The organism is Streptomyces sp. NPDC088762 (genome assembly GCF_044750905.1).
In the GTDB taxonomy this organism is placed as follows: Bacteria; Actinomycetota; Actinomycetes; order Streptomycetales; family Streptomycetaceae; genus Streptomyces.
Genome location: NZ_JBIVKT010000026.1, coordinates 21046 through 44772 on the forward strand (window position 1 = coordinate 21046; position 23727 = coordinate 44772).

Genomic DNA, 23727 nt, shown 5'->3' on the forward strand with positions numbered 1-23727 from the left:
CCTCCAGGGGTCACCCTTTGACTTCCAGGGTGCGCCCACGATGCCCCGTACGCGAGCGCTGGCTAGCGCAGGAAGGCCGCGTACCTCTCCTCGAGGAAGGAGCTCTCGACCTGCTGGGCGACGTCCCTGGAGACGATCATCGAGAGGCCGGCGGCCACCAGGATCCCCGGAGCGTTCAGCGGGTCCCGGGCCCCGATGCCCAGCACGGCCAGCGCCACCATCGGGAGCAGCACGATCACCCCGGAGTACAGGCCGTTCCACCAGGCCATCCGCGCGCGGACGTGGCCGAGGTAGGCGGCGGTCGGCCTGCCCGGCTCGATGCCCGGGACGAAACCGCCTTGCCGCCGGAGGTCACCGGCCACCTTCTCGGGGTCGAGCACCCGCAGCGCGCAGAGGTACATGCCGAGGACGACGGCCACGAAGGCGGCCGCGAGGTACCAGGGGCCGCCCAGGTCCCACACCCACGCCGGTACGAACACCGCGAGGGAGGCCCAGACCATCGGGTTGTAGCCGGCCTGGTCGAACCGGATGGGGATGTGGACGGTGTCCGTGGGGTGCGGCCAGCGGCCCATCATTCTCTTCGCGCGCTGCACCGGGACGTTCCGCTTGGCCTGCCGGGCCGTGACGACGGCCAGGACGACGACCAGGGCCACGGCCGGTACGACGGCCAGGGCCGGAACGCCTCCCGCGGCGTACGCCTGGCCCGGAAGGACGGCCGCGACCTGGGTCAGGAAGAGCAGGGACATCCCGGCGCCGAGTCCGCGGTCACCGATCCACTCGGCCAGCCGCAGGGTGAGCGCGGTCCCGGCGGTCATGCAGGCCACCGCGGCGACCCCGTCCGGAAAGAGCCGGCCCGCATCCGCCGCGACCACCACCGCCACGCCCCCGAGGGCGCCGAGCCCGACGGTGAGGTAGCGGGTGAACCGCCCGACCGCGCTCCCGCCCTCCCGGTCCTCGTACGCCTTCAGCGCCCGCATCCGCGGGACCAGCACGGTCAGCACCGAGGTGAGGACGCGCGCGGCGTACAGCGGGACGACGCCCAGCGCGAGGACCGCGGGCGCCCGCAATCCGCCGCCGGTGACCAGGTCGAGCAGCCCGCCCGGGCCGACCGGCCCGTCCACCCCCGGCAGCGGCAGGTTCTGCCCCAGCCGGAACATCAACACCGCGCCCAGCGTGACCAGCAGCCGCTTCCTCGTCGACGGAACCCGTAACGCGCGCACCCATCCGGACAAGAGCCCCCACCTCCACCGTCACCTTGCCCAACCGGCCTCGAGGACGAACCGGTTGGGGGTCACGGTTGCCGCCGGGACCTCAGCGGGCCTCGCGCAGCCAGCCCGCCACCTCGGTGGCCCAGTAGGTGAGGATCGTGTCGGCGCCGGCCCGCTTGATGCCGAGCAGGGTCTCCAGGATCGCCCGGTCGCGCTCGATCCAGCCCTTCTCCGCCGCCGCCTCGATCATCGCGAACTCACCGCTGATCTGGTACGCGGCCACCGGCACGTCCACCGCCTGCGCGACGCGGTAGAGGATGTCGAGGTAGGGACCGGCCGGCTTGACCATGACCATGTCGGCGCCCTCCTCCAGGTCCAGGGCCAGCTCGCGCAGCGACTCCCGGGCGTTCGCCGGGTCCTGCTGGTAGGTCTTGCGGTCACCCTGGAGGCTGGAGGCGACCGCCTCCCGGAAGGGCCCGTAGAAGGCGGAGGAGTACTTGGCCGTGTAGGCGAGGATGGAGACGTCCTCGTGCCCGGTCTCGTCGAGCGCGTCGCGGATGACGCCGACCTGGCCGTCCATCATCCCGCTGGGCCCGACCACGTGGACGCCCGCGTCCGCCTGGACCTGCGCCATCTCCGCGTACCGCTCCAGGGTGGCGTCGTTGTCGACGCGGCCGTGCTCGTCCAGGACCCCGCAGTGCCCGTGGTCCGTGTACTCGTCGAGGCACAGGTCCGACATGATGACGAGGTCGTCGCCGACCTCGGCCTTCACGTCGCGGATCGCGACCTGCAGGATGCCGTCCGGCTCGGTGCCCGCCGTGCCCAGCGCGTCCTTGTTCTCGTCCGCCGGGACCCCGAAGAGCATGATCCCCGCGACGCCCGCCTCGACCGCCTCCACGGCCGCCTTCCGCAGCGTGTCCCGCGTGTGCTGGACCACGCCCGGCATCGCCGAGATCGGCAGGGGCTCGCTGATGCCCTCGCGCACGAACGCCGGGAGGATCAGGTCCGAGGGGTGCAGCCGGTTCTCCGCGACCATCCGCCGCATCGCCGGGGTGGTGCGCAGCCGGCGGGGCCGCGAGCCGGGGAAGGATCCGTACGCGCTCATCTTCAGTCGCCTCTTCGAGCATCGACAGCAGTCGGCACAAGCCTAGGGCCTGTCGGAGTCCCGACAGGTGGGAAGCCCTGGTGAAGGTCTGCCGCGGCCGGTACCGTCCGCCTGGTCATCCGTACGGTTCCCGAGGACAGAGCATGCCGATACGCCTTGCACGACGGCCTTTCGGCCTGCCCGCCCTGGGGGCCGTCGCCGCCCTGACTCTCGTCGGCTGCGGGACGGAACCCGGGAAGCCGGCGTCCGAGCCCACCTCGGCGGCCCCTGCGGCTCCGGCTGCTTCCGCGAGCCGCCCGCTGACCGCGGAACAACTTGTGGCGGCCGCCCTGCCGGGAGAGGAGAGCGCGGACTCGTACGGGCACCCGGTCTCGGTCCGCAAGCCCCGGACCGCCGACCCGAAATCCGAGCCGTCCGACCCGGCCTGCGCGCAGATGCTGGCGGCCGCCCATGCCCGGCAGCCCTCCCGCCCCACGCCGGCCGTGGCGGTGCAGACCTTCAACTGGAAGAACGACGTGAGCGGCGGCGGCTCCACCCTCGCCTCGTACGGGAACTCCGGCGCGGTGGCGGCGTTCGCACAGATCCGCGAGGGACTGAACACCTGCCGGTACTTCGAGACCCCGGCGCCGGCCCCGGCCATGATCTACAGGGGCACGGTCACCGTCGCCGCCGCCCCGCGACTCGGGGACGAAGCCGTCCAGTTCGACATCACCGCCCCAAGCGAGATGGGCGCTCACGTGACCCAGTACACGGTGGTCCGCACGGGAAGGGTCGTCGCGACCTTCACCAAACTGTCGGTCGGAGGCCTCGACCCGCACGACTTCCCGGCCGGCCTGATCGCCCAGCAGGTCTCCCTCCTGCAGCAGGCCCAGAGCTGAGACCCCGCCCCGGATCTACGGCAGGTCGAGCAGGGCCCAGAACACCGCCGCGTTCAGCAGCACCACGGCCGGCGCGGCCACCGCGATCCCGACGCGCCGGGCGGCGTTGTGCGTCCGCCACGGCAGGGCCCAGCACCACACCAGCAGCACCAGCACGGTCACCAGCCCCGCCAGGAACATGGGAAAGGCGGTCTCGAAGCTCGCGTCGAAGGCGTCGGCCGTCTGCCCGTTGCAGGAGTCGCAGGCCATCGGGGACAGCCCCGCGTACAGCAGCGACAGGAAGGCCAGCGGCAGCGTCAGCACGGTGGAGGCCAGCGGTGCGATGAAGGCCCGGCGGTCGCGGTCGATCTCGTTCATGGGGACACCCAACCCCGACCGCGAGGGTCCCCGGATCCGCACAGCTACTCAATCCCGCCTGGGTACGAGCCCGAACTCGCACCACACCACCTTCCCCGGCACCCGCACCCCGACCCCCCACCGGTCCGCGACGGCGGCGACCAGCAGCAGCCCCCGCCCGCCCTCCGCCCCCGGATCCCGGTCCTCCACACGCGGCCGCCCGCCCCCGCTGTCGTGCACCTCGACGCGGACCGCGTCCCCGAACCGCAGCAGCCGCAGCCGGTAGCCGCGGCCGGGCGGGACCCCGTGCAGCAGGGCGTTGGTCGCCAGCTCGCTCACGCAGAGCAACACGTCGTCGCGGCGGCATGTGACACCCCACGCGTGCAGTGTCACTGCCGTGAACTGCCTGGCAGAGCGGATGCTTTGCCGGCTGCGGGGGTAGAACCGCTCGCGCAGCAGGGCGGGTTGGATTTCCACGTTCACAGGGCGATCGTCGCGGTGCGTGACTAGCGTGGGCGAGACCGGTAACCCGTACTCCTTCATGAGTACGGGTTGGTACCGGTATCTCTCGTGCCCACACGGGGAGTTCACAGGCATGCCACCACGCAAGAGGCCCCGGCCCAACGAAACCGCGATGAAGATGGTCGGCGCCCAGGTCGCCGCCGCCCGCATCGCCAAAGGACTGACCCAGCGCGTCTTCGCGGAGGCGCTGCACATCGACGTCGAGACCGTCGCCTCCATTGAGCAGGGCAGGCGCGTGCTCATGCCCAACGTCGCCGAGAAGATGGACCGGGTCCTCGGCCTCCCGGGCCTCCTGGCCGTCGCGGCGCTCAAAATGCCGGAGGTCGACACGATCCCGGCCTGGGCGGAGGAGTACATGGAGAGGGAGCGCGAGGCGCTCGCCCTGTCCTGGTTCGACACGCTGGCCGTTCCGGGCCTGCTCCAAACGGAGAGCTACGCCCGTGCGGTGCTCGGCTGCCGAGTCCCGTTCATGGGCGAGGAAAAGATCGGCCTCCAGACCGCCCACCGCATGAAGCGCCAGGAGATCCTGAACCGGCCCGTCCCTCCGACCCTCAGCTTCATTGTCTGGGAACCCGCCCTGCGCGACCGGATCGGCGGCACCGAGGTTCGCCGGGAGCAGCTGCGCCACCTGCGCTCCTGCGCCGATCGCCCCGGCATCTCGCTTCAAGTGCTGCCCCTGGGCATCAGCGCCCACGCGGGCCTCGACGGCCCGTTCACCCTGCTGGAAACACCCGAGTTCCAGCACCTCGCCTACTCGGAAACCCAGCGCGGCAGCTTCCTCGTGCGCGACCCGAACGAGGTCAGCATCCTGACTCAGAAGTATGCGATGCTGCGGTCACAGGCCCTCAACTTCGCGGAGACGAAGGACCTGTTGGACCGGCTGCTAGGAGAGTCATGAGCGCCCCACTGAAGTGGTTCAAGTCCAGCTACAGCGGTAGCGAGGGCGGCCAGTGCCTGGAGGTAGCCGTCACCTGGCGGAAGTCCTCCTACAGCAGCAGTGAGGGCGACGCCTGCGTCGAAATGGCCGCCTGCCCCGCCGACGGGGTCCACGTCCGGGACTCCAAGGTCCAAGACGGCCCGCACCTCACCCTCGCCCCCGCCGCCTGGGCCGGCCTCACCCGGTGGGTTCGTTCCTGACCCTCCAGCGCCACAGGCCGTCGGCCCGGGGGTCACCCTCGAGCTCCGGTCCGAGCGGCCCCACCCGCGCGTACGCCTGCGGGGTGCGCGGGTCGTCCCGCCCGGCCAGGCCGTAGGCGGCGCTCAGCCGGACGTCCTGGTCGTCGGAGCCGAGGAGTGCGACAAGCTCCTCGACGATCTCCGGCGAACAGTCGCGGCCCCTGCCGGTGCCGTACGCCGCGCTGCGCCGGACCTCCGGATCCCCGTCCCGCAGCAGGGCGAGCATGACCGTCCGGCCGTGCTCCCCCAGCTCGTCCTCCCGGCCCAGCGTCTCCGCGGCCACCGCCCGCACACCGCCGTCGGGGTCCCGGCCGAGGTCCCGGACCGCCTGCGCCGTCATGGGGTCCAGTGGCTCGTCGAACAGCCGCGGTATGCGGCGCCGCACCCGCCGGTCCGGATGCGCGGCGTACCGCAACCCGAACGCCCGCGTCTGCGGGTGGACCTGGTCCCTGAGCAGGCCCAGCACACGTGCCAGGACCCCGCCGTCCGGCTCCACGTCCGCCCAGTCGGGGAGCAGCACCGCCAACTGCTGCCGGTACCAGCGGTCGTGCAGGGTGACGCCCGACATCAGCTCGCCCAGACTCAGGAACTCCGCGACGAACGCCCGGTGTGCGGGCGAGGGATGCCGGTGGTACTCCACCACCGCCGACCAGGTCTCCGCGCTCCGCCGCAGCACGAGGATCCAGCGGGCCGCCTGACGGTCGACGTGGTCCTCGTCTCCGTACCTCACGGCCCGGGCAACGAGTTCCCCGACCGGGGCCAGGATCCGGAACTGCCACTCCAGGTGGGTCAGGACCGCTCCGTGTCCGGCCCGTACGGTCCGTCCGCCGAGCGTGACCTCCTCGACGAGGTCGGACTCCCCGTCCAGGACGATCCGGGTGCGCGCCGGGCCCAGGGCGCCCGTCAGCCGACGCAACTCCACCTCCGCGCCCGCCTCGTACCACCGACGGGCCGCGTCCAGCAGCCGCCCCCGCTCGACCTCGGGCAGCCGCAGCCGCGGATCGCGCCCCAGGACCTCGTCGACCACCGCCGGGGAGCCGCCCTCCACGGCCCGCAGCAGCGGGGTCGTCCCGTCCGGCAGGAGCCGGTCCGGGTCCGCGCCGCCCTCCACGAGCGCCCGTACGGTCTCCACCGCGTACGCCGCCACCGCCACGCACAGCACCGGCAGCCCGTCCTCGCCCACGGTGTCCGGGTCCGCGCCCGCATCCAGCAGCTCGCGCACCGCCTCGGCGTCCTGCGCCCGTACCGCTCCCACCAGGTCCATGGGCCCGAACATGCCACAGGGCCCGGGTGCACGCGGCACCCGGGCCCTGGGGGGACCTCGTCGATCAGGTCGTACGACGACGGCGCGCGCCCGGCCGCCGCTCACTCGGCCGGAACACCGACTCGCCGGCCTCCTTGGCCGCCTCGCGGCGCGCCGCGCCGTACTCGGCGAGCGCCTCCGCCAGCTTCGAAACCGACGGCTCCGGCGAGAGGACGTCGACCCGCAGGCCGTGCTCCTCGGCGGTCTTGGCCGTCGCCGGCCCGATGCACGCGATCACGGTCACGTTGTGCGGCTTGCCGGCGATGCCGACGAGGTTGCGCACCGTCGAGGACGACGTGAAGAGAACGGCGTCGAAGCCGCCACCCTTGATCGCCTCGCGCGTGTCCGCCGGCGGCGGCGACGCGCGCACGGTCCGGTAGGCTGTCACGTCGTCGACCTCCCAGCCCAGCTCGATCAGGCCCGCGACCAGCGTCTCGGTCGCGATGTCGGCGCGCGGCAGGAAGACGCGGTCGATCGGGTCGAAGACCGGGTCGTACGGGGGCCAGTCCTCCAGCAGCCCGGCCGCGGACTGCTCCCCGCTCGGCACCAGGTCCGGCTTCACGCCGAACTCCACCAGCGCGGCCGCGGTCTGCTCGCCGACCGCGGCGACCTTGATGCCCGCGAAGGCCCGCGCGTCGAGCCCGTACTCCTCGAACTTCTCGCGCACCGCCTTCACGGCGTTGACCGAGGTGAAGGCGATCCACTCGTAGCGGCCCGTCACCAGGCCCTTCACGGCCCGCTCCATCTGCTGCGGGGTCCGCGGCGGCTCCACGGCGATGGTCGGCACCTCGTGCGGCACCGCGCCGTACGAACGCAGCTGGTCGGAGAGCGAGGCGGCCTGCTCCTTGGTGCGCGGCACGAGAACCCGCCAGCCGAACAGCGGCTTCGACTCGAACCAGGCCATGTCCTCACGCCGCGCGGCGGCGCGGTGCTCACCGACCACGGCTATGACCGGCCGGGCGCCCTCGGGCGACGGCAGCACCTTGCCCTGCTTGAACACCTGGGCGATCGTCCCGAGCGTCGCGGTCCAGGTCCGCTGCCGCGTGGTCGTACCGGCCACGGTCACCGTCAGCGGGGTGTCGGGCTTGCGCCCGGCGCCCACCAGCTCGGCGGCCGCCGCGGACACCGTCTCCAGCGTCGCGGAGACGACGAGGATCCCGTCGCTGGCACCCACCTCGCTCCAGCAGCGCGCCGACGCGTTGCGGGCGTCGACGAACCGCACGTCCGCACCCTGCTCGCCCCGCAGCGGCACACCCGCGTACGCGGGCACGCCGACGGCGGTCGCCACACCGGGGACCACCTCGAAGGGGATCCCGCCGGTGGCGCAGGCCAGCATCTCCTCGGCCGCGTTCCCGTCGAGCCCGGGGTCACCGGTGACGGCACGCACGACCCGCCTGCCGGAGCGCGCGGCCTCCATGACAAGATTGGCCGCGTCCCGGATTACCGGTACACCGGCGGCTGCTGACACCTCGTCAGCGATCGTCAGCTGCGGCGTGTCCACACCCGCCCGGGCATGCGTGCGTACGACGTCGAGCACGTCGGGCTCCGCGATCAGTACGTCCGCGGCCGCGAGTGCCTCCACGGCACGCAGCGTCAGCAGACCCGGGTCGCCGGGGCCGGCACCGAGGAAGGTGACGTGTCCGTGGGCGGCGAACGCCGGAAAAGCGGAGGTGGTCGGACTTGAGGGGTTCAAAGCGATCGCTCCCCCATCAGACCGGCCGCGCCCTTGGCCAGCATCTCGTCCGCGAGTTCGCGGCCGAGCGCCATGGCCTCGTCGTACGACTGGGGCACGGGACCGGTGGTGGACAGCTGCACCAGCGTCGAGCCGTCGAGGGTTCCGACGACGCCGCGCAGGCGCATTTCATTGACAGTCTGTCCGTCGGCCAAAAGGTCGGCGAACGCGCCCACGGGTGCGCTGCAGCCTGCCTCCAGGGCGGCGAGCAGGGAACGCTCGGCGGTCACGGCGGCCCGCGTGTGCGGGTCGTCGAGTTCGCCGAGCGCGGCGATGAGCTCCGCGTCGGACGCGAGGCACTCCACGGCCAGGGAGCCCTGACCGGGAGCCGGCAGGACGTGGTCGACCGACAGCAGGTCGGTCGCTTCGTCACTGCGCCCGATCCGGTTCAGACCGGCGGCGGCCAGCACGACGGCATCCAGCTCGCCGTCGCGGACGAACCCGATGCGGGTGTCGACGTTCCCGCGGATCGGGACGGTCTCGATCCGCTTGCCGAGGGAACGGGCGTAGTGGTTCAGCTGGGCCATCCGCCGCGGCGAGCCGGTACCGACCCGCGCCCCGTCGGGCAGCTGCTCGAAGGTCAGCCCGTCGCGCGCCACGAGGGCGTCGCGCGCGTCCTCGCGCGGCGGCATGGCCGCGATCACGAGGTCGTCGGGCTGCGCGGTCGGCAGGTCCTTCAGCGAGTGCACGGCGAAGTCGACCTCGCCGCGCAACAGCGCCTCCCGCAGGGCCGTGACGAAGACGCCCGTCCCGCCGATCTGCGCGAGGTGCTCCCGCGACACGTCGCCGAAGGTCGTGATCTCCACGAGCTCCACGGGGCGGCCGGTGATCGCCCGCACGGCGTCGGCGACATGGCCCGACTGGGACATGGCCAGCTTGCTTCGCCGCGTGCCGAGCCGGAGGGGCTGGTCGAGACGTGGGTTCATGATGCCCGTCCTGGATCGTCGTTCTTGTCGGCCTGACTGACGGAGGCCACCGTCTGCGGGTCGAGATCGAAAAGTTCGCGCAGCGCCTCGGCGTACCCGGCGCCGCCGGGCTCGCTCGCGAGCTGCTTCACGCGCACGGTCGGCGCGTGGAGGAGCTTGTCGACGACGCGGCGCACGGTCTGGGTGACCTCGGCCCGCTGCCGTTCGTCGAGATCGGGCAGCCGCCCGTCGAGGCGGGCCACTTCCATGGCCACGACCTCGGCCGCCATGGCCCGCAGGGCGACGACGGTGGGCGTGATGTGCGCGGCCCGCTGCGCCGCCCCGAACGCGGCCACCTCTTCGGTGACGATCCCGCGTACGGCATCCACATCGGCCGCCATGGGTGCGTCCGCGGAAGCCTCCGCGAGCGACTCGATGTCCACGAGCCTCACGCCCGGGATCCGGTGCACGGCGGCGTCGATGTCCCTGGGCATGGCCAGGTCCAGCAGCGCCAGCCGTACGGCCGTACCGTCGCCCTGGGCCCGGACCGCCCGGCGGGGCTGCCGCTGCGCGGCGGCCTCCCCCTGATCGGCCCAGGTCCCGTGCAACTCGAGCGAGTTGGCGTCGACCCCGGTCAACGCGGCCCGCCCGTCGCCTCCCGGCAGGTCAACGGGACACCCGTCGCCACCCGGCACGGCCGCAATGGTCCGCACGGCCCCGGCATCGACCAGCCGGCCTCCGGCCTGGGCAGCAGCAACCAGCCGGGCCACGACCGCGGGGTCCAGCCCGACAGCCACATCCCCGGCAAGGGCCACACCCCCAACGGAAGCCAAATCTCCGGCGGGGGCAAAATCCAGCCCCTCCGGCGTTTGAGGAGCGGGGTCCGGGGCAGAGCCCTGGGACACGGCGGCGAGCACGTCATCGGCGGTCAGCACAAGACCAGTGGCCCCAGTGCAGGACACAACGACATCAACCCGAGCCAGCTCATCGGCAACGGCAGCCATCGGCAGAGCCCGCGCAGCGACACCCGTGCCTGAGGCAACCAGAATCTCCGCCAAGCGCTCCGCCCGCTCCGCGGTCCGGTTCGCCACGGCGATCTCGGCGACGCCAACCCGCGCCAGCGTCGCCGCAGCCAGCGAGGACATCGACCCGGCCCCGATCACGAGAGCCCGCTTGCCGGCGGCCCACTGGGACACCTCGGCGCCCATGGACAGCTGCTCCAGCCCGAACGTCACCAGCGACTGCCCCGCCCGGTCGATCCCGGTCTCGGAGTGCGCCCGCTTGCCGACCCGCAGCGCCTGCTGGAACAGGTCGTTGATCAGCCGGCCCGCCGTGTGGAGCTCCTGCCCCAGCGCCAGCGCGTCCTTGATCTGTCCGAGGATCTGCCCCTCGCCGACGACCATCGAGTCCAGTCCGCACGCCACCGAGAACAAGTGGTGGACGGCCCGGTCCTCGTAGTGCACGTACAGGTACGGGGTGAGTTCCTCCAGCGCGACACCACTGTGCTGCGCCAGCAGGGTCGACAGCTCCGCGACACCGGCGTGGAACTTGTCCACGTCCGCGTACAGCTCGATCCGGTTGCACGTGGCGAGCACCGCCGCCTCGGCCGCCGGCTCGGCGGCCAGCGTGTCGTGCAGCAGCTTCACCTTGGCATCCGCGGACAGCGAGGCCCGCTCCAGCACGCTGACGGGCGCGCTGCGGTGGCTCAGCCCTACGACGAGCAGACTCATGCCGGCATCACCGCCGGCACGTCACCGTCGGGGTTGCCCTTGCGCGCTTCTGCGGCCGCGCGCCCGGCCGGCGGCACCACGGCCGCGGCGGGGGCGGCGCCGCCCACGGAGGAACCGCCCGCGGCAGCGGCTGCGGCGGCTTCCTCGCCCGCCTTGCGCTGCTCGTGGAAGGCGAGGATCTGCAGCTCGATCGAGAGGTCGACCTTCCGCACGTCCACGCCCTCGGGCACGGACAGCACGGTCGGGGCGAAGTTCAGGATGGAGGTGACACCGGCGGCGATCAGCCGCTCGCTCACCTGCTGGGCCGCACCGGCCGGCGTCGCGATGACGCCGATCGAGACACCGTTCTCCTCGATGATCTTCTCGAGGTCGTCGGTGTGCTGCACGGGCATCCCGGCCACCGGCTTGCCGGCCATCGCCGGGTCGGCGTCGATCAGCGCGGCCACACGGAAACCGCGGGACGCGAAGCCGCCGTAGTTGGCGAGCGCGGCGCCGAGGTTACCGATGCCGACGATGACGACCGGCCAGTCCTGGGTCAGCCCGAGCTCGCGGGAGATCTGGTAGACGAGGTACTCGACGTCGTAGCCGACGCCGCGCGTCCCGTAGGAACCGAGGTAGGAGAAGTCCTTGCGCAGCTTCGCCGAGTTGACTCCGGCGGCGGCCGCGAGCTCCTCGGAGGACACCGTCGGGACCGATCGCTCGGAGAGCGCGGTGAGTGCGCGCAGGTACAGCGGAAGCCGGGCGACAGTGGCCTCGGGAATACCTCGGCTGCGGGTCGCCGGTCGGTGAGTTCGGCCAGTTGCCACGATGCTCCTGCGGGATGAGCGGGGCTGCAGGCGGTCACTTGTCCCAGGACCGCCCCGTCGACAGCAGGCTATGCCTTTGTGAACGCGTGCACAAAGATTGTGTCCGCTTTGTCCGACCAAAGTGACCGGGGTCACGCAACCGGGGCGGGTGAGGGTGGAACCGACGGCACGCCGAACCCGTTCAAATACCGAAGGGGGCAAAACCGCACACACTCCTCACAGATACGCCCCCGAGACCCCACAAATCGCCCATGATGGTAACCGGGGAGAAGGTCAGCCCTCCAACGCCCGGCGCAGCCGGTCCGGGTTCACCCTCCAGAACGTGTGCTGCTCGCCGTCCACCAGCACGACCGGAATCTGCTCCCAGTACAGCCGGTACAGCTCCTCGTCCTGCGAGATGTCCTTCTTCTGCCACTGCGCACCGGTCTCCGCGCAGACCTTCTCGATGACCTCCTGTGCGTCGTCACACAGGTGGCACCCCGGCTTCCCGACGAGCGTCACCACCCGGTCCTCGGGACGCTTCTTCTCCTTGCGGCGCAACAAAGGGCTCATGCGGCCATTCTCCCGCTCCCCGCCTTAACAACCGCGCCCCGAAGAGTTCACGCCGCGGAATCCCATCGGTTCGGGATCTCCCGAACACAGTGGCTATGCTCGCGTCATGGCCGCTCTGGGATGGCTCACCCCCCGTAGGCGCTCCGCCACCGCGCGGAGCGTTCTCGCAGGCGAGGCCTCGGCCGAGGCCGCCCGCAAGACCGCGCTGACCGAATCCGCGGGGGCCGCGCCCGCGGAGCCGCAGGAGGCGGAAGCGGAAGCGCCGGAAGCAGCGGAGGAAGTACCGGCCGAGCCCGAGTTCCCGGTCGCCGGCGACGACCTCGCCGCCGCCTTCTTCGACCTCGACAACACCGTCATGCAGGGCGCCGCGATCTTCCACTTCGGCCGCGGCCTCTACAAGCGCGAGTTCTTCCGCCGCCGCGAACTCGCCCGCTTCGCCTGGCAGCAGGCCTGGTTCCGGCTCGCCGGGGTCGAGGACCCCGAGCACATGCAGGACGCCCGCGACAGCGCCCTGTCCATCGTCAAGGGCCACAAGGTCTCCGAACTCATGGCCATCGGCGAGGAGATCTACGACGAGTACATGGCGGAGCGGATCTGGCCGGGCACCCGCGCCCTGGCCCAGGCCCACCTCGACGCGGGCCAGAAGGTGTGGCTGGTCACCGCCGCCCCGGTGGAGACGGCCACGATCATCGCCCGCCGGCTCGGCCTGACCGGAGCGCTGGGCACCGTCGCCGAATCCGTCGACGGGGTCTACACCGGCCGCCTGGTCGGCGAGCCGCTGCACGGCCCCGCCAAGGCCGAGGCGGTCCGCGCGCTGGCCGCGGCCGAGGGCCTCGATCTCGAACGCTGCGCCGCCTACAGCGATTCGCACAACGACATTCCGATGTTGTCGCTGGTCGGGCATCCGTACGCGATCAATCCCGACACAAAACTGCGCAAGCATGCCCGCACCCACGACTGGCGGCTGCGCGACTATCGCACCGGCCGCAAGGCCGTGAAGGTCGGCGTCCCGGCGGCCGCCGGGGTCGGCGCGATCGCGGGCGGCGCCGCCGCCGCGATCGCCCTGCACCGCCGCCGCAAGTAGCCGCGCCGGGCCCCGCTCCGGGCCTCACTCCGGGCCCTCTCCCGGCCCCACGCCCGCCCCGGCCCCGCACCGCCGGCGCGCCCGCGCCCGCCCGGTCCGCCTCCGGCCCCTCCCCGGGCATTCGCTCACCTCTACCCGCGCCCGCCGCGCGGCACTCCGCCCTGTGCGACTCGGTCGCGGGTCCCTCCGGAAGCGGCCATTCCGCACACCCAAGTGATCAAGAATCGATCACCAACCGCGACTGAATATGCCCTCGACACGCAACAGAAGTGTCGGAACCGGTGATTTGAGCAACTGGGTGTAGCGCTGCCTGTACGAAGCGTTATTCTCCTCAAACGCATGCCACCGGCCATCTGTCGCCACGACGGGTGAACGGTCCCGCACTGCACGTGATGGAAGCTCTGCCTCTGGGAGTCCCGTGTACCCACCTGTCGGGGTTGACGCCTCGGGCCTGGCTACGCTGCGCGCAACGGTCCTCGACCACCTGCGCGGCTTCGTCCCCACCGCGTACGCCGTCCCCGCCCTCGCCGCGGTCCCTGCCGGTCTCGGCCCGGCCGGCCCTTGCTATGCCCTGACGGACGGCGGAGCGACGGTGGGCAGACGAGGTCGTACGGCCGCGGGCTCGGCCGGAGCCGCCGGCACGAGCACCCAGGCCGCGCCCCGCCGCCCCACCGCGGACAGCGACCAGGCCCGCATGATGGACCTGGTCGAACGCGCGCAGGCCGGCGAGGCCGAGGCCTTCGGCCGCCTCTACGACCAGTACAGCGACACGGTCTACCGCTACATCTACTACCGCGTCGGCGGCAAGGCGACGGCGGAGGATCTCACCAGCGAGACCTTCCTGCGCGCGCTGCGCCGCATCTCGACCTTCACCTGGCAGGGCCGCGACTTCGGCGCCTGGCTGGTGACGATCGCCCGCAACCTGGTGGCGGACCACTTCAAGTCCAGCCGCTTCCGCCTCGAAGTCACGACCGGCGAGATGCTGGACGCGAACGAGGTGGAACGGTCCCCCGAGGACTCGGTCCTCGAGTCCCTCTCCAACGCGGCCCTGCTGGAGGCCGTACGGAAACTCAATCCGCAGCAGCAGGAGTGCGTGACCCTGCGCTTCCTGCAGGGCCTCTCGGTCGCCGAGACGGCCCGGGTGATGGGGAAGAACGAGGGCGCCATCAAGACCCTCCAGTACCGGGCGGTCCGCACCCTGGCCCGCCTCCTCCCCGAAGACGCCCGCTGACACCTACAACCGGTGACCCCTCGATGACGCTGTGGTCCGATCATCCTTCGTCCGTAACCCAAGTGCCGCGACGCTCGTTGTGCGGAATGCAGGCTCCCTGTGGACACGCCCTGCCCGAAGCCGCTCACTCGAAAGTGTGGATGTGCTCAAGGAAGGCAACCTTCCGGACACCTTGGGGAGTCGATCGTCATGACGAGAGGAGGTGCCGCCAGTGATCGCGAACGTGACTCCGCACCGGCGGGCGAACGCCTTCGCCCAGGCCCTGGAGGATCGGACCCCGTCCGACCTTTCGGAACCGGACCCGGCGGCCGAGCAGTCCGAGGCACCTGCCGAACCTGCCGACCACGACCGGTTGTTGGCCCTGGCGAGCGTGCTCGGCGAACGAATGCCGCGCCCGGTGCTGGACCCCGAGGTCAAAGTGGTGCAGCGAGCCCAGCTCGTTGCCGCCATGGAGGCCATGGTGATGGAGGAAAGGGCCGGGGGCGGTGCCGCCTCGGACCCTCAGCTGCCCGAACAGCGGACCGGCCGCGGCGCCCACCGGGCGACCCCGCTCCGGAAATTGCGGCCCCGCTCCCGCTGGTCCAAGGGCATCGCAGCGGGCGGCCTCACCGTGGGTGTGGCCGCAGGGGCCTTCAGCGGAGTGGCCGCTGCCAGCACCGACGCCCTGCCCGGTGACTCCCTCTACCCGGTCAAGCGGGGTATGGAGGACCTGAAGCTCGGGATGGCCGACGACGATGCGGACCGGGGCGAGCTCTATCTCGACCAGGCCTCGAACCGTCTGTCGGAGGCCCGCAGGCTGATGGAGCGCGGCCGGGGCGGAAGCATCCTGGACCACGAGGCCCTGGGCGAGATCCGCCGCGCACTGGCGGGCATGAAGCACGACGCCGCGGAGGGCCACCGGCTCCTCCAGGCAGCGTACGAACGGGACGGCTCGCTGGGCCCGATCCAGGCCCTGTCCGCGTTCTCCCGCTCGCACCGCGACACGTGGGGGCGGCTGCGGTCGAACCTCCCCCCGCAACTCACGGACGTGGGCGGTGAGGTGGAATCGGTGTTCCAGGCCATAGACGAAGACGTGGCGCCGCTCCAGGGTCTGCTCCCCAAGCCCCCCGAGCAGACCCGCGGCTCCGGCGCGCCCGGCACCACCCCCGCCGCACCCGGCAGCCCCGACGCCGGTCACCAGTCGTCTCCGGCTTCCGGCACCCGGTCGAGCAGCCCCGCGCCGTCCCCCTCGGGCAGCACCAGACCCCCGGCCACGGGCGGTCTGATCGGCGGCGCCGGCGACCTCCTCAACCCGCCGACGGGCCAGTCCGCCCCGCCCTCCCCGGGCACCCCGGACCAGCCCAAGCCGGACATCACCCTCCCGCCGCTCCTGCCGGGCCTCCTCCCGGGCCTGGGCATCAACGCGGAGGACGCGGAGTAGCAAGGAAAGGGGCGGGCTGCACCTCGCAGCCCGCCCTTTCCACGCCCAGCCTTCGCCAGACCACCCCGGCCCTCGCCGGACCACCCCAGCCTCGCCGGCGTTTGAGGCGCGGGGTCCGGGGCAGAGCCCCGGCACTCAACGGTCAGAAAAAGACGGACCGCCGCTGCACGAGCAACTTGTACAGCGTATGCTGAATCTGCTCCCGCACCTGATCCGTCAGGTTGAACATCAGCATCGGATCATCCGCCGCCTCAGCCGCGTACCCGTCCGTCGGGATCGGTTCACCGAATTGGATCGTCCACTTCGTCGGCAACGGCACCACCCCCAACGGCCCCAGCCAGGGGAACGTCGGCGTGATCGGAAAGTACGGAATCCCCAGCAGCCGCGCCAGCGTCTTCGCGTTGCCGACCATCGGGTAGATCTCCTCCGCCCCCACGATCGAGCACGGCACGATCGGCGTCCCCGCCCGCAGCGCCGTCGACACGAACCCGCCCCCCCCGAACCGCTGGAGCTTGTACCGGTCTCCGAACGGCTTCCCTATCCCCTTGAAGCCCTCCGGCATCACCCCGACCAGCTCCCCGGCCTCCAGCAGCCGCTGCGCGTCCTCCGCGCACGCCAGCGTGTGCCCGGCCTTCCGCGCCAGCTCGTTCACCACCGGCAGCATGAACACCAAGTCCGCCGCCAGCAGCCGCAGGTGCCGCTGCGCCGGATGGTGGTCGTGCACCGCCACCTGCAGCATCAGGCCGTCCAGCGGCAGCGTCCCCGAGTGGTTCGCCACGATCAGCGCCCCGCCCTCGGCCGGGACGTTCTCGAGCCCCTTCACCTCGACCCGGAAGTACTTCTCGTACAGCGGCCGCATCAGGGACATCAGGACCTGGTCCGTCAGCTCCTTGTCGTAGCCGAACTCGTCGACCTCGTAGTCCCCGGTGATCCGCCGCCGCAGGAACGACAGGCCGCCCGCGATCCGCCGGTCCCAGCCGCCCCCGCGCGGCTCCACCGGTCCGGGCTCGGGAGCGGCGGGCTCCACGGGCTCCACGGCCGGCTCGGGCGCAGACACCGCCCGCACCCTGCGCGGCGGCCGGCGTCGGGGCCGGTCCTCGTCGAACGGAATGACCTTGGCGTCGGCCACTATCGCTTCGCTCCTTCATCCGCATCGGCATCGGCATCGGCATTCAGCAGGGCCGCCACCCGCTCCACGGCCCGCCCCATCCGCTCGGGCGGCAGCAGCCCGTTCCCCCGGCTCCGCGCGAAGTCCGCGAAGGTCTCGACGGTCGTGTACATCGGCTCGAAGCCGAGCACCTCCCGCATCTGCCTGGTCTCCACGACCCGGCCGTGCGTCAGGAGCCTCATCTGCTCCGGCGAGAAATCGGTGACCCCGACCGCCCGCAGCGCCGACCCCACCCACGTCACCGCGGGCAGCAGCATCGGCACCGTCGGCCGCCCCAGCCGCCGCGCGCACTGCGACAGCAACAGGACCCCGTCGCCCGCGATGTTGAAGGTCCCGCTGTTCAGCGTCCCCCGCCGCGGCTCCCGCGACGCCAGCCCCAGCACGTCGAGGACGTCGTCCTCGTGGACGAACTGGAGCCGCGGGTCGTAGCCCAGCACGGTCGGCATCACGGGAATCGAGAAGTACTCGGCGAGCGCCGAATCCGCGAAGGGACCCAGGATGTTCGCGAACCGCAGCACGCACACCGCCACGTCCGGCCGCCTGCGCGCGAAGCCCCGTACGTACCCCTCGACCTCGGCCGCGTCCTTGGCGAAGCCGCCCGCCGGCAGCGATTTGGGCTCCGTTGTCTCGGTGAAAACGGCCGGATCCCGCGAGGTGCCCCCGTACACGCTGGTACTGGACTTCACCACGAGCCGCTGTACCGTCGGCGACTTCTGGCAGGCCCCGAGGAGCTGCATCGTCCCGATGACGTTCGTTTCCTTCACGGCGCTGTGCGCACCGCCGCTGCCGGCACTCCCACCGGTGACGGCCAAATGGACCACCGTGTCCACGGCGTGCTCGGCGAGCACGCGGGCGATCGCCGACTGCCTGATGTCCGTACGGACGAACTCGGCCGATCCGAGCCGGTGCGGCGGCGTCACCGCGTCCACCGCGATCACCCGCTCGACCCCCGGGTCGCGCTGGATCCGGCGCACGAAGCGGCCGCCCAGCTGCCGGGCAGCCCCGGTGACGAGCACGACCTTCCCCACGAGTTCAGCGCCTCCCTCGAGAAGTACCCCGGCTGCACCGCAGCCCCTCCACCAAGGATGGTGGAGGGGCTGCGGAGAACACGTACAGCTGCCGTTTACTTCTTGTTACGGCGCTGGACGCGGGTGCGCTTGAGCAGCTTGCGGTGCTTCTTCTTGGCCATCCGCTTGCGCCGCTTCTTGATAACAGAGCCCACGACTACCCTCGCTCACTTCTCTTTACTGGTGCGGGGCGTCTGGGCCCACACGACCTACGTCGGCCTAGCCTACCCGTCCCAGCTCTGAGCTTGTAATCCGAGGCGTGCCGGGGGTCAGTCTCAGGCCGACTCCACCCCCACATAGGACTCTCGGAGGTACTCGTGGACCGCGTTCTCGGGGACCCGGAAGGACCGGCCCACCCGGATTGCGGGCAGATGACCGTTGTGCACCAGGCGGTACACGGTCATCTTCGACACTCGCATCACCGAGGCAACCTCCGCCACGGTCAGGAACTGAACCTCACTGAGAGGCCTCTCGCCAGCAGCCATGACACACCTTGACCTTCCGCGCATGACGGGCACCGGCTTCCCCTCCGGTTACTCCTCGTCGTCGCACGCTCACTCCCCAGAGTAGGGGCGCGTGATACGAGTGGGGAAGAGGAGCTACGGCCACTCCTGCCCGGCCGGCAAGCGCGCCCTGTCGAGCACGTAGCGGACAAGCGGTCGGTAGTAGTCCGCCCGCACCGCATCATCAAGCGGAACAGTCACCGAGACTCGCCCCTCGGCCTCCCCGACGAACAGCGCCGGATCATCCGTATCCGCCAGCCCGATCGCCTCCACACCCAACTGACCTGCACCGCAGACCCACCCGTGATCCCCCACCACGAGTTCCGGCAAGGGCCCGCCGGCCTCCGCGAGCGCCCCGAGGGCGACCCGCACCGGCAGCGGCGAATGGGAGTGCGCGCCGGTCGCACTCCGCGCCGACCGCACGCCGGGCTCGCGCACCAGCGCGACCCCCCGTACGTAATCGATGCTGTACGTGCGTACGCCGAACCGGGTCGCCATGTCGACACTGACCCCCTGCGCCGGGGTGAGAACAACACATCCCGCCGCCGACATCGCCTCGGCCAACCCGGCGTAGAACCCCAGGAGCCGGTGCGGGTGCCCCGTCCCGAACAACACCGGCGCCCGCGCCCCGGCCGCCGCCCGCAGCCGCCCCGCGAACGCCTCCAGCGCTGCCACCGTCCGCTCCGGATCGATCACGTCCGGCCCGCTGACATGCGCGGGATCCGCCGACACCCCGCACTTGTCCGCCATCAGCCTCAGGAGGTCACCCTCGCCCCAGCCCCACTCGGGCTCCAGCCCCAGCAGCACCCGCGGGTCCCGCACCGCGAACAGCCGGTAGCTGCGCAGGCTCTCCTCCCGCGAGGTCGCAACGGTCCCGGCCAACCGGGCGGCCAGCAGATGCGCACGCAACGCGCCGGTGCTCAACACCCCCCGATGCTCCCTCACCGCACCTGGCGCCTCATCAATTACCGGCAACAGCCCCACAGTTGGCCTAAGCCTTTCCAGCCGCCCCACCCCCATCCAGCCACACCGCCCCCACCCAGCCGGCCACCCAGCCGGCCGACCCCTCCCAGCCCAGCCAGGCCCACCCAGCCCCGCCAGGCCCACCCAGCCCCGCCGGCGTTTGAGGCGCGGGGTCCGGGGCGGAGCCCCGGGGAACGGCGGAAGGGCGGGTAGGGGACAGGCCCCGCAGGGCAGAACAGGACAAGGCAGGCCAGCGCAGCGCAGACGCTCAGGTCAGCATCCCCCGCAGGGGGAACACCGCCCGCCGCGTGGCGAGAACGGCCTGATCCGTCCGGTCGGCAGGGTCGTACCCGGCCTCCCAGTCCCGCCAAGCCGGGCGCCGCCCATCCGTCATCCGCGCCGGCGCCACCATCCGCGTCCGCGCGAACACCTCGTCCCGCCAAGACGCCGGCACCGCCGTCTCCGGAGCGACCCCCCGATGCCCGGCGATGGCCACCAGATGCGTCCAGGACCGCGGCACGACGTCCACCACCGCGTACCCCCCGCCCCCCAACGCCAGCCACCGCCCCCCGGCGTACTCGTGCGCCAGCCCGTGACACGCCTCCTGAACCACCCGCTGCGCGTCCAGCGACACCGCCAGATGCGCCAGCGGATCCTCGAAGTGCGTATCAGCCCCGTGCTGCGTCACCAGCACCTGTGGCCGGAAGTCCGCCAACAGCTCCGGCACGGTCGCGTGGAAGGCCCGGAGCCACCCCTCGTCCCCCGTCCCGGCCGGCAGCGCCACATTCACCGCCGACCCCTCGGCCCCCGCGCCACCCGTCTCCTCGGGCCACCCCGTCTGGGGGAACAGCGTCCGCGGATGCTCGTGCAGCGAGATGGTCAACACCCTCGGGTCGTCCCAGAACGCGGCCTGCACACCGTCCCCGTGGTGCACGTCCACATCCACATACGCGACCCGCTCCGCCCCCAGCTCCAGCAACCGCGCAATCGCCAACGCCGCGTCGTTGTACACGCAGAACCCGGCCGCCCCACCCGGCATCGCATGGTGCAACCCACCCGCGAAGTTCACGGCGTGCTCGGCCTCCCCGCGCCAGATCGCCTCCGCGCCCGCCACCGACTGCCCCGCGATCAACGCCGAGGCCTCGTGCATCCCGTGGAAGGCGGGATCGTCCATCGTCCCGAGCCCGTACGACCCGTCGGCGATCCCCGGGTCGGCCGACACCTCGCGCACCGCGGCCACGTAGTCCTCGCGGTGGACGAGCCTCAGCGTCGAGTCCCCGGCCGCACGGGCCGCCCGTACCTCCATCACCCGGTCGAGCCCGAAGGCGCGCACCAGGCCCATGGTCAGCGCCAGGCGCACCGGGTCCATCGGATGGTCCGGTCCGAAGTCATACCTCGTTACCGCCTCGTCCCACATCAACAACCCGCGGCCGCTCATGCCGGACACCGTATCTGGCCACGTCGGAGCCGAACGAGCGGGCGTGGAAAAGCGTGATCAAGACGAGCACCATCGGTACGAGCATGGCCCCGCGGTAGCTCCACGCGTCCCCGATCCCCCCGACGAGCGGCGACCCGATCAGGAAACCCACGTAGTTGAAGATGTTCAGCCGGGCGATCGCGGTGTCCGACGCCCCGGGGAACAACCTCCCGGCGGCGGCGAAGGTCTGCGGCACGATCACGCACAGCCCGATCCCCAGAAGCGTGAACCCGAGCATCCCCACCCACGCGCCGGGCGCCGCGGCCACCACGGCGAAACCGGACGCGGCGACCACCGTCCCGCCCCGCACGACGGCCGCGGCCCCGAAGCGCCGCACGCCCAGGTCCCCGACGGCCCGGCCGATGAGCGTGGTCACCATGTAGACGTTGTAGGGGACGGTCGCCAGCTGCTCGGAGCTCCCCAGCACGTCCTGGAGGTACTTGGCACTCCAGTTCGCCACCGTCGAGTCCCCGATGTACGCACACGCCATCACCAGGCAGAGCGGCAGCAGCAGCTTGCCACCACCGGCCCCCAGCCCCTTCTCCTGGGCCTCGGCCGGCGCGTCGACGTAACTCCGGCTCCCCACCAGCCCGAGCGGCAGCAGCACCACCACCGCCGGCAGGTAACTCACGAAGAGCTCCAGGTGCCAGTGCGCCCCGGCCCATGCGGCCGAGGCCCCCAGGATCCCGCCGAGGCTGTACGCGGCGTGGAAGCCCAGCATGATGCTGCGCCCGTACGCCCGCTGCAGGCTGACCCCCAGCATGTTCATCGAGGCGTCCAGCGCACCCACCGACAGCCCGAACGCCCCCAGGGCCGCCGCCACATGCCACATCTCGGTACCGGCCCCGACCCCCAGCAGCGACAGCAGCACCAGCGGCTGCGCCCACCGCAGTACCGCGCTGGGCGCGACCCGCTTCACGAGGTGCTCGGTGGCGACGCTCGACACGCCCGCGAGGACGGGCACGGCGGCGAGGAAGGCGGGCAGCAGACCGTCGGATATCCCGTACCGGTCCTGGATGGCCGGGATGCGCGTGACGAGCAGCGCGAAGGCGACACCCTGCGCGAAGAAGCTGAACCCCAGAGCGCCGCGCCCGCGCCGCAACCGCACATCAACCGTCATGGCGGCACAGCGTAGGCCCCGGAACTACCGGTGGGTAGAGCGATCACACGGGCAGTTGCAGAAGCCCCGGGAGCTGCTTCATGTCCCCGAAGTACGCACTGGCCCCGGGCAGCCGGTCAGCGGGCACCATCGAGGTGAACGCGAACACGTCCATGCCGGCGGCCCGGGCGGCCTCCAGGCCGAGCGGGCTGTCCTCGACGACGACGCACCGCGAGGGCTCGACGCCCATGTGCCGGGCCGCGTGCAGGTACAGATCGGGCGCCGGCTTGCCCCGGCCGACGTCCTGAGCGCTGAAGATCCACTCCTCCTCGAACCACCCGTCGAGCCCGGCCACCCGGAGCCCGACCCGGATCCGCTCGTGCGTGCCGGAGGAGGCCAGGCAGTACCCGACCCCCTGGGCGGTCAGCAGTCCGAGCACTTCCTCCACGCCGGGCACGGGCTTCAGCTCCCGCTCGAACGCTGCGAAGGTCCGCCCGTGCAGGATCTCGTCGAAGTCGTCCGGCAGCCGCTTCCCGGTCCGCTCGAGCACGAGGTCGTGCACCCGGTGCACGGCGCCCCCCATGTAGTCACGGAGAGAGTCCTCGTACGAGGTCGGGTGCCCCAGCTCCGTCAGGTACTCGGCGAGGATGCTGTTGGCGAGCGGCTCACTGTCCACCAGCACGCCGTCGTTGTCGAAGATGACGAGGTCATAGCCCATACCCCAACCCTACGAGCCGTCAGTGAAGGTTCACGGCAACCCGATGCTGGTGAACGGAGGAACAGCGGAAGATTCTCAGCTCCCCGGCACGACCGGCATTCACCCCCGTGACATCGCCACTGGAGATCGTGAACAGCAGCGTGGTCTCCTCACCGCAGTCCGCGCACCGGATCTCATGGCGATCCGCGAGCACCCAGCGGGGAAACCCGCCGATCTTCCACACGTCGTAGCGGCTGATGGGATGTGCATCGTCATCCACCGCCGCCACTGCCTTGAGCGTGCAAGGCTGCGGCAGCAATCCCTCTTCATGGCGGCCTGCGAATACCGCGGCCGACACCGGGCCCACCACCTCGGCGGCGGTCCTCCAACGCAGCTCGACAGTCGGCGCGCCCTCGTCCTGCGGAGGCCCCGCGTCCCAGTGCTCATTGGGGCACCAGAGGATCTGCAGCAGATCCGCACCATCCGGCCACCACTCCCCCGGCACATCCCGCCGGTAGATCTGTGCGACGGCCACCATCTCCACATCCGGCTCAGCACAGGTGGGCCACTCCTCCCCGGCCGGCCACAGCAGCGGCCCACCCACCGAAGTGCCCTCCGGGCCGGGAGTCCCCCGCGTGGGGCCGGATCTTAGTCCGGCCATCCGGCAGCAAACGCAGAAAAGCCCCGCACCGAACCCCGAAGGATTTGGTGCGGGGCTTCCCGCAATGATTGTTCGGCGGCGTCCTACTCTCCCACAGGGTCCCC

General features: G+C 71.6%; 25 protein-coding genes. 6 read left to right on the top strand and 19 right to left on the bottom strand.

Annotated features, from left to right (window positions below; genetic code table 11):
* Positions 1–62: 62 nt before the first annotated feature.
* Together ACIP5M_RS34990 and hemB are read right to left on the bottom strand one after the other, a co-directional pair.
* The gene (locus ACIP5M_RS34990) at positions 63–1232 is read right to left on the bottom strand and encodes a preprotein translocase subunit SecY (protein WP_401204860.1); all 1170 of its coding nucleotides are present in this window, start codon (positions 1230–1232) and stop codon (positions 63–65) included.
* Positions 1233–1311: 79 nt separating this feature from the next.
* Entirely contained in the window at positions 1312–2313 is a 1002-nt protein-coding gene (gene hemB, locus ACIP5M_RS34995) for a porphobilinogen synthase (RefSeq protein WP_401204863.1), read from the bottom strand.
* 143 nt (positions 2314–2456) lie between these two features.
* Between hemB and ACIP5M_RS35000 the strand changes: the two genes are divergently transcribed.
* A complete protein-coding gene (locus ACIP5M_RS35000) occupies positions 2457–3191 on the top strand; it encodes a hypothetical protein (RefSeq protein ID WP_401204865.1) in 735 nt (244 codons plus the stop codon).
* Positions 3192–3206: 15 nt separating this feature from the next.
* On the opposite strand, the gene ACIP5M_RS35005 is transcribed toward ACIP5M_RS35000, so the two are convergent.
* Together ACIP5M_RS35005 and ACIP5M_RS35010 are read right to left on the bottom strand one after the other, a co-directional pair.
* The gene (locus ACIP5M_RS35005) at positions 3207–3548 is read right to left on the bottom strand and encodes a hypothetical protein (RefSeq protein ID WP_401204868.1); all 342 of its coding nucleotides are present in this window, start codon (positions 3546–3548) and stop codon (positions 3207–3209) included.
* A 48-nt stretch (positions 3549–3596) separates the two neighbouring features.
* Complete coding sequence (locus tag ACIP5M_RS35010) at positions 3597–4010, bottom strand: ATP-binding protein (protein WP_401204871.1); 414 nt, start codon at positions 4008–4010, stop codon at positions 3597–3599.
* 112 nt (positions 4011–4122) lie between these two features.
* On the opposite strand from ACIP5M_RS35010, the gene ACIP5M_RS35015 reads away from it, so the two are divergent.
* Both ACIP5M_RS35015 and ACIP5M_RS35020 read left to right on the top strand, forming a co-directional pair.
* A complete protein-coding gene (locus tag ACIP5M_RS35015) occupies positions 4123–4947 on the top strand; it encodes a helix-turn-helix domain-containing protein (protein WP_401204874.1) in 825 nt (274 codons plus the stop codon).
* Positions 4944–5186, top strand: a complete 243-nt coding sequence (locus tag ACIP5M_RS35020; RefSeq protein ID WP_401204876.1) for a DUF397 domain-containing protein — start codon at positions 4944–4946, stop codon at positions 5184–5186. The genes ACIP5M_RS35015 and ACIP5M_RS35020 overlap by 4 nt, the downstream gene beginning before the upstream one ends.
* Here ACIP5M_RS35020 and ACIP5M_RS35025 read toward each other — a convergent pair.
* From ACIP5M_RS35025 to ACIP5M_RS35050, 6 genes are all read right to left on the bottom strand, one after another.
* Complete coding sequence (locus ACIP5M_RS35025; RefSeq protein ID WP_401204879.1) at positions 5164–6489, bottom strand: HEAT repeat domain-containing protein; 1326 nt, start codon at positions 6487–6489, stop codon at positions 5164–5166. The two genes, ACIP5M_RS35020 and ACIP5M_RS35025, sit on opposite strands and share 23 nt — an antisense overlap.
* A gap of 64 nt (positions 6490–6553) precedes the next feature.
* Entirely contained in the window at positions 6554–8221 is a 1668-nt protein-coding gene (locus ACIP5M_RS35030; RefSeq protein WP_401204882.1) for a uroporphyrinogen-III synthase, read from the bottom strand.
* Positions 8218–9186 (bottom strand): hydroxymethylbilane synthase, encoded by a 969-nt coding sequence (gene hemC, locus ACIP5M_RS35035; RefSeq protein WP_401204885.1) that lies wholly within the window; start codon positions 9184–9186, stop codon positions 8218–8220. Before hemC ends, ACIP5M_RS35030 begins: the two co-directional genes overlap by 4 nt.
* The gene (locus tag ACIP5M_RS35040; RefSeq protein WP_401204887.1) at positions 9183–10895 is read right to left on the bottom strand and encodes a glutamyl-tRNA reductase; all 1713 of its coding nucleotides are present in this window, start codon (positions 10893–10895) and stop codon (positions 9183–9185) included. The genes hemC and ACIP5M_RS35040 overlap by 4 nt, the downstream gene beginning before the upstream one ends.
* Complete coding sequence (locus ACIP5M_RS35045) at positions 10892–11701, bottom strand: redox-sensing transcriptional repressor Rex (RefSeq protein WP_401204890.1); 810 nt, start codon at positions 11699–11701, stop codon at positions 10892–10894. Before ACIP5M_RS35045 ends, ACIP5M_RS35040 begins: the two co-directional genes overlap by 4 nt.
* A 273-nt stretch (positions 11702–11974) precedes the next feature.
* On the bottom strand, positions 11975–12253 hold the full coding sequence (locus ACIP5M_RS35050) for a glutaredoxin family protein (RefSeq protein ID WP_401204892.1): 279 nt from the start codon (positions 12251–12253) through the stop codon (positions 11975–11977).
* Between the two features lie 106 nt (positions 12254–12359).
* Between ACIP5M_RS35050 and ACIP5M_RS35055 the strand changes: the two genes are divergently transcribed.
* The 3 genes from ACIP5M_RS35055 (at position 12360) to ACIP5M_RS35065 (ending at position 15988) form a co-directional block, all read left to right on the top strand.
* Entirely contained in the window at positions 12360–13337 is a 978-nt protein-coding gene (locus ACIP5M_RS35055) for an HAD family hydrolase (protein WP_401204895.1), read from the top strand.
* 418 nt (positions 13338–13755) lie between these two features.
* Positions 13756–14568, top strand: a complete 813-nt coding sequence (locus ACIP5M_RS35060; RefSeq protein WP_401204898.1) for an ECF subfamily RNA polymerase sigma factor, BldN family — start codon at positions 13756–13758, stop codon at positions 14566–14568.
* Positions 14569–14779: 211 nt separating this feature from the next.
* Positions 14780–15988: a DUF5667 domain-containing protein gene (locus ACIP5M_RS35065; RefSeq protein WP_401204901.1), complete on the top strand. Its 1209-nt coding sequence runs from the start codon at positions 14780–14782 to the stop codon at positions 15986–15988.
* A gap of 142 nt (positions 15989–16130) precedes the next feature.
* On the opposite strand, the gene ACIP5M_RS35070 is transcribed toward ACIP5M_RS35065, so the two are convergent.
* From ACIP5M_RS35070 to ACIP5M_RS35110, 9 genes are all read right to left on the bottom strand, one after another.
* Entirely contained in the window at positions 16131–17117 is a 987-nt protein-coding gene (locus tag ACIP5M_RS35070) for a lysophospholipid acyltransferase family protein (protein WP_401204904.1), read from the bottom strand.
* A complete protein-coding gene (locus ACIP5M_RS35075; RefSeq protein ID WP_401204906.1) occupies positions 17117–18184 on the bottom strand; it encodes an NAD-dependent epimerase/dehydratase family protein in 1068 nt (355 codons plus the stop codon). Before ACIP5M_RS35075 ends, ACIP5M_RS35070 begins: the two co-directional genes overlap by 1 nt.
* Before the next feature lie 95 nt (positions 18185–18279).
* Positions 18280–18378, bottom strand: coding sequence for a 30S ribosomal protein bS22 (locus ACIP5M_RS35080; RefSeq protein WP_003948845.1), 99 nt, complete (start codon positions 18376–18378; stop codon positions 18280–18282).
* A 120-nt stretch (positions 18379–18498) separates the two neighbouring features.
* Entirely contained in the window at positions 18499–18708 is a 210-nt protein-coding gene (locus ACIP5M_RS35085; protein WP_008738568.1) for a helix-turn-helix domain-containing protein, read from the bottom strand.
* A gap of 114 nt (positions 18709–18822) precedes the next feature.
* Complete coding sequence (locus tag ACIP5M_RS35090; RefSeq protein ID WP_401204909.1) at positions 18823–19653, bottom strand: phosphatase; 831 nt, start codon at positions 19651–19653, stop codon at positions 18823–18825.
* A gap of 304 nt (positions 19654–19957) precedes the next feature.
* The gene (locus tag ACIP5M_RS35095; RefSeq protein WP_401204912.1) at positions 19958–21127 is read right to left on the bottom strand and encodes an acetoin utilization protein AcuC; all 1170 of its coding nucleotides are present in this window, start codon (positions 21125–21127) and stop codon (positions 19958–19960) included.
* A complete protein-coding gene (locus tag ACIP5M_RS35100) occupies positions 21078–22286 on the bottom strand; it encodes an MFS transporter (protein ID WP_401204914.1) in 1209 nt (402 codons plus the stop codon). The genes ACIP5M_RS35095 and ACIP5M_RS35100 overlap by 50 nt, the downstream gene beginning before the upstream one ends.
* A 43-nt stretch (positions 22287–22329) precedes the next feature.
* Positions 22330–22983 (bottom strand): HAD family hydrolase, encoded by a 654-nt coding sequence (locus ACIP5M_RS35105; RefSeq protein ID WP_401204917.1) that lies wholly within the window; start codon positions 22981–22983, stop codon positions 22330–22332.
* A gap of 19 nt (positions 22984–23002) precedes the next feature.
* Positions 23003–23500 carry a hypothetical protein gene (locus ACIP5M_RS35110; protein WP_401204920.1) on the bottom strand — a complete coding sequence of 166 codons (498 nt, stop codon included), beginning with the start codon at positions 23498–23500 and terminating at the stop codon, positions 23003–23005.
* Positions 23501–23727: the final 227 nt, after the last annotated feature.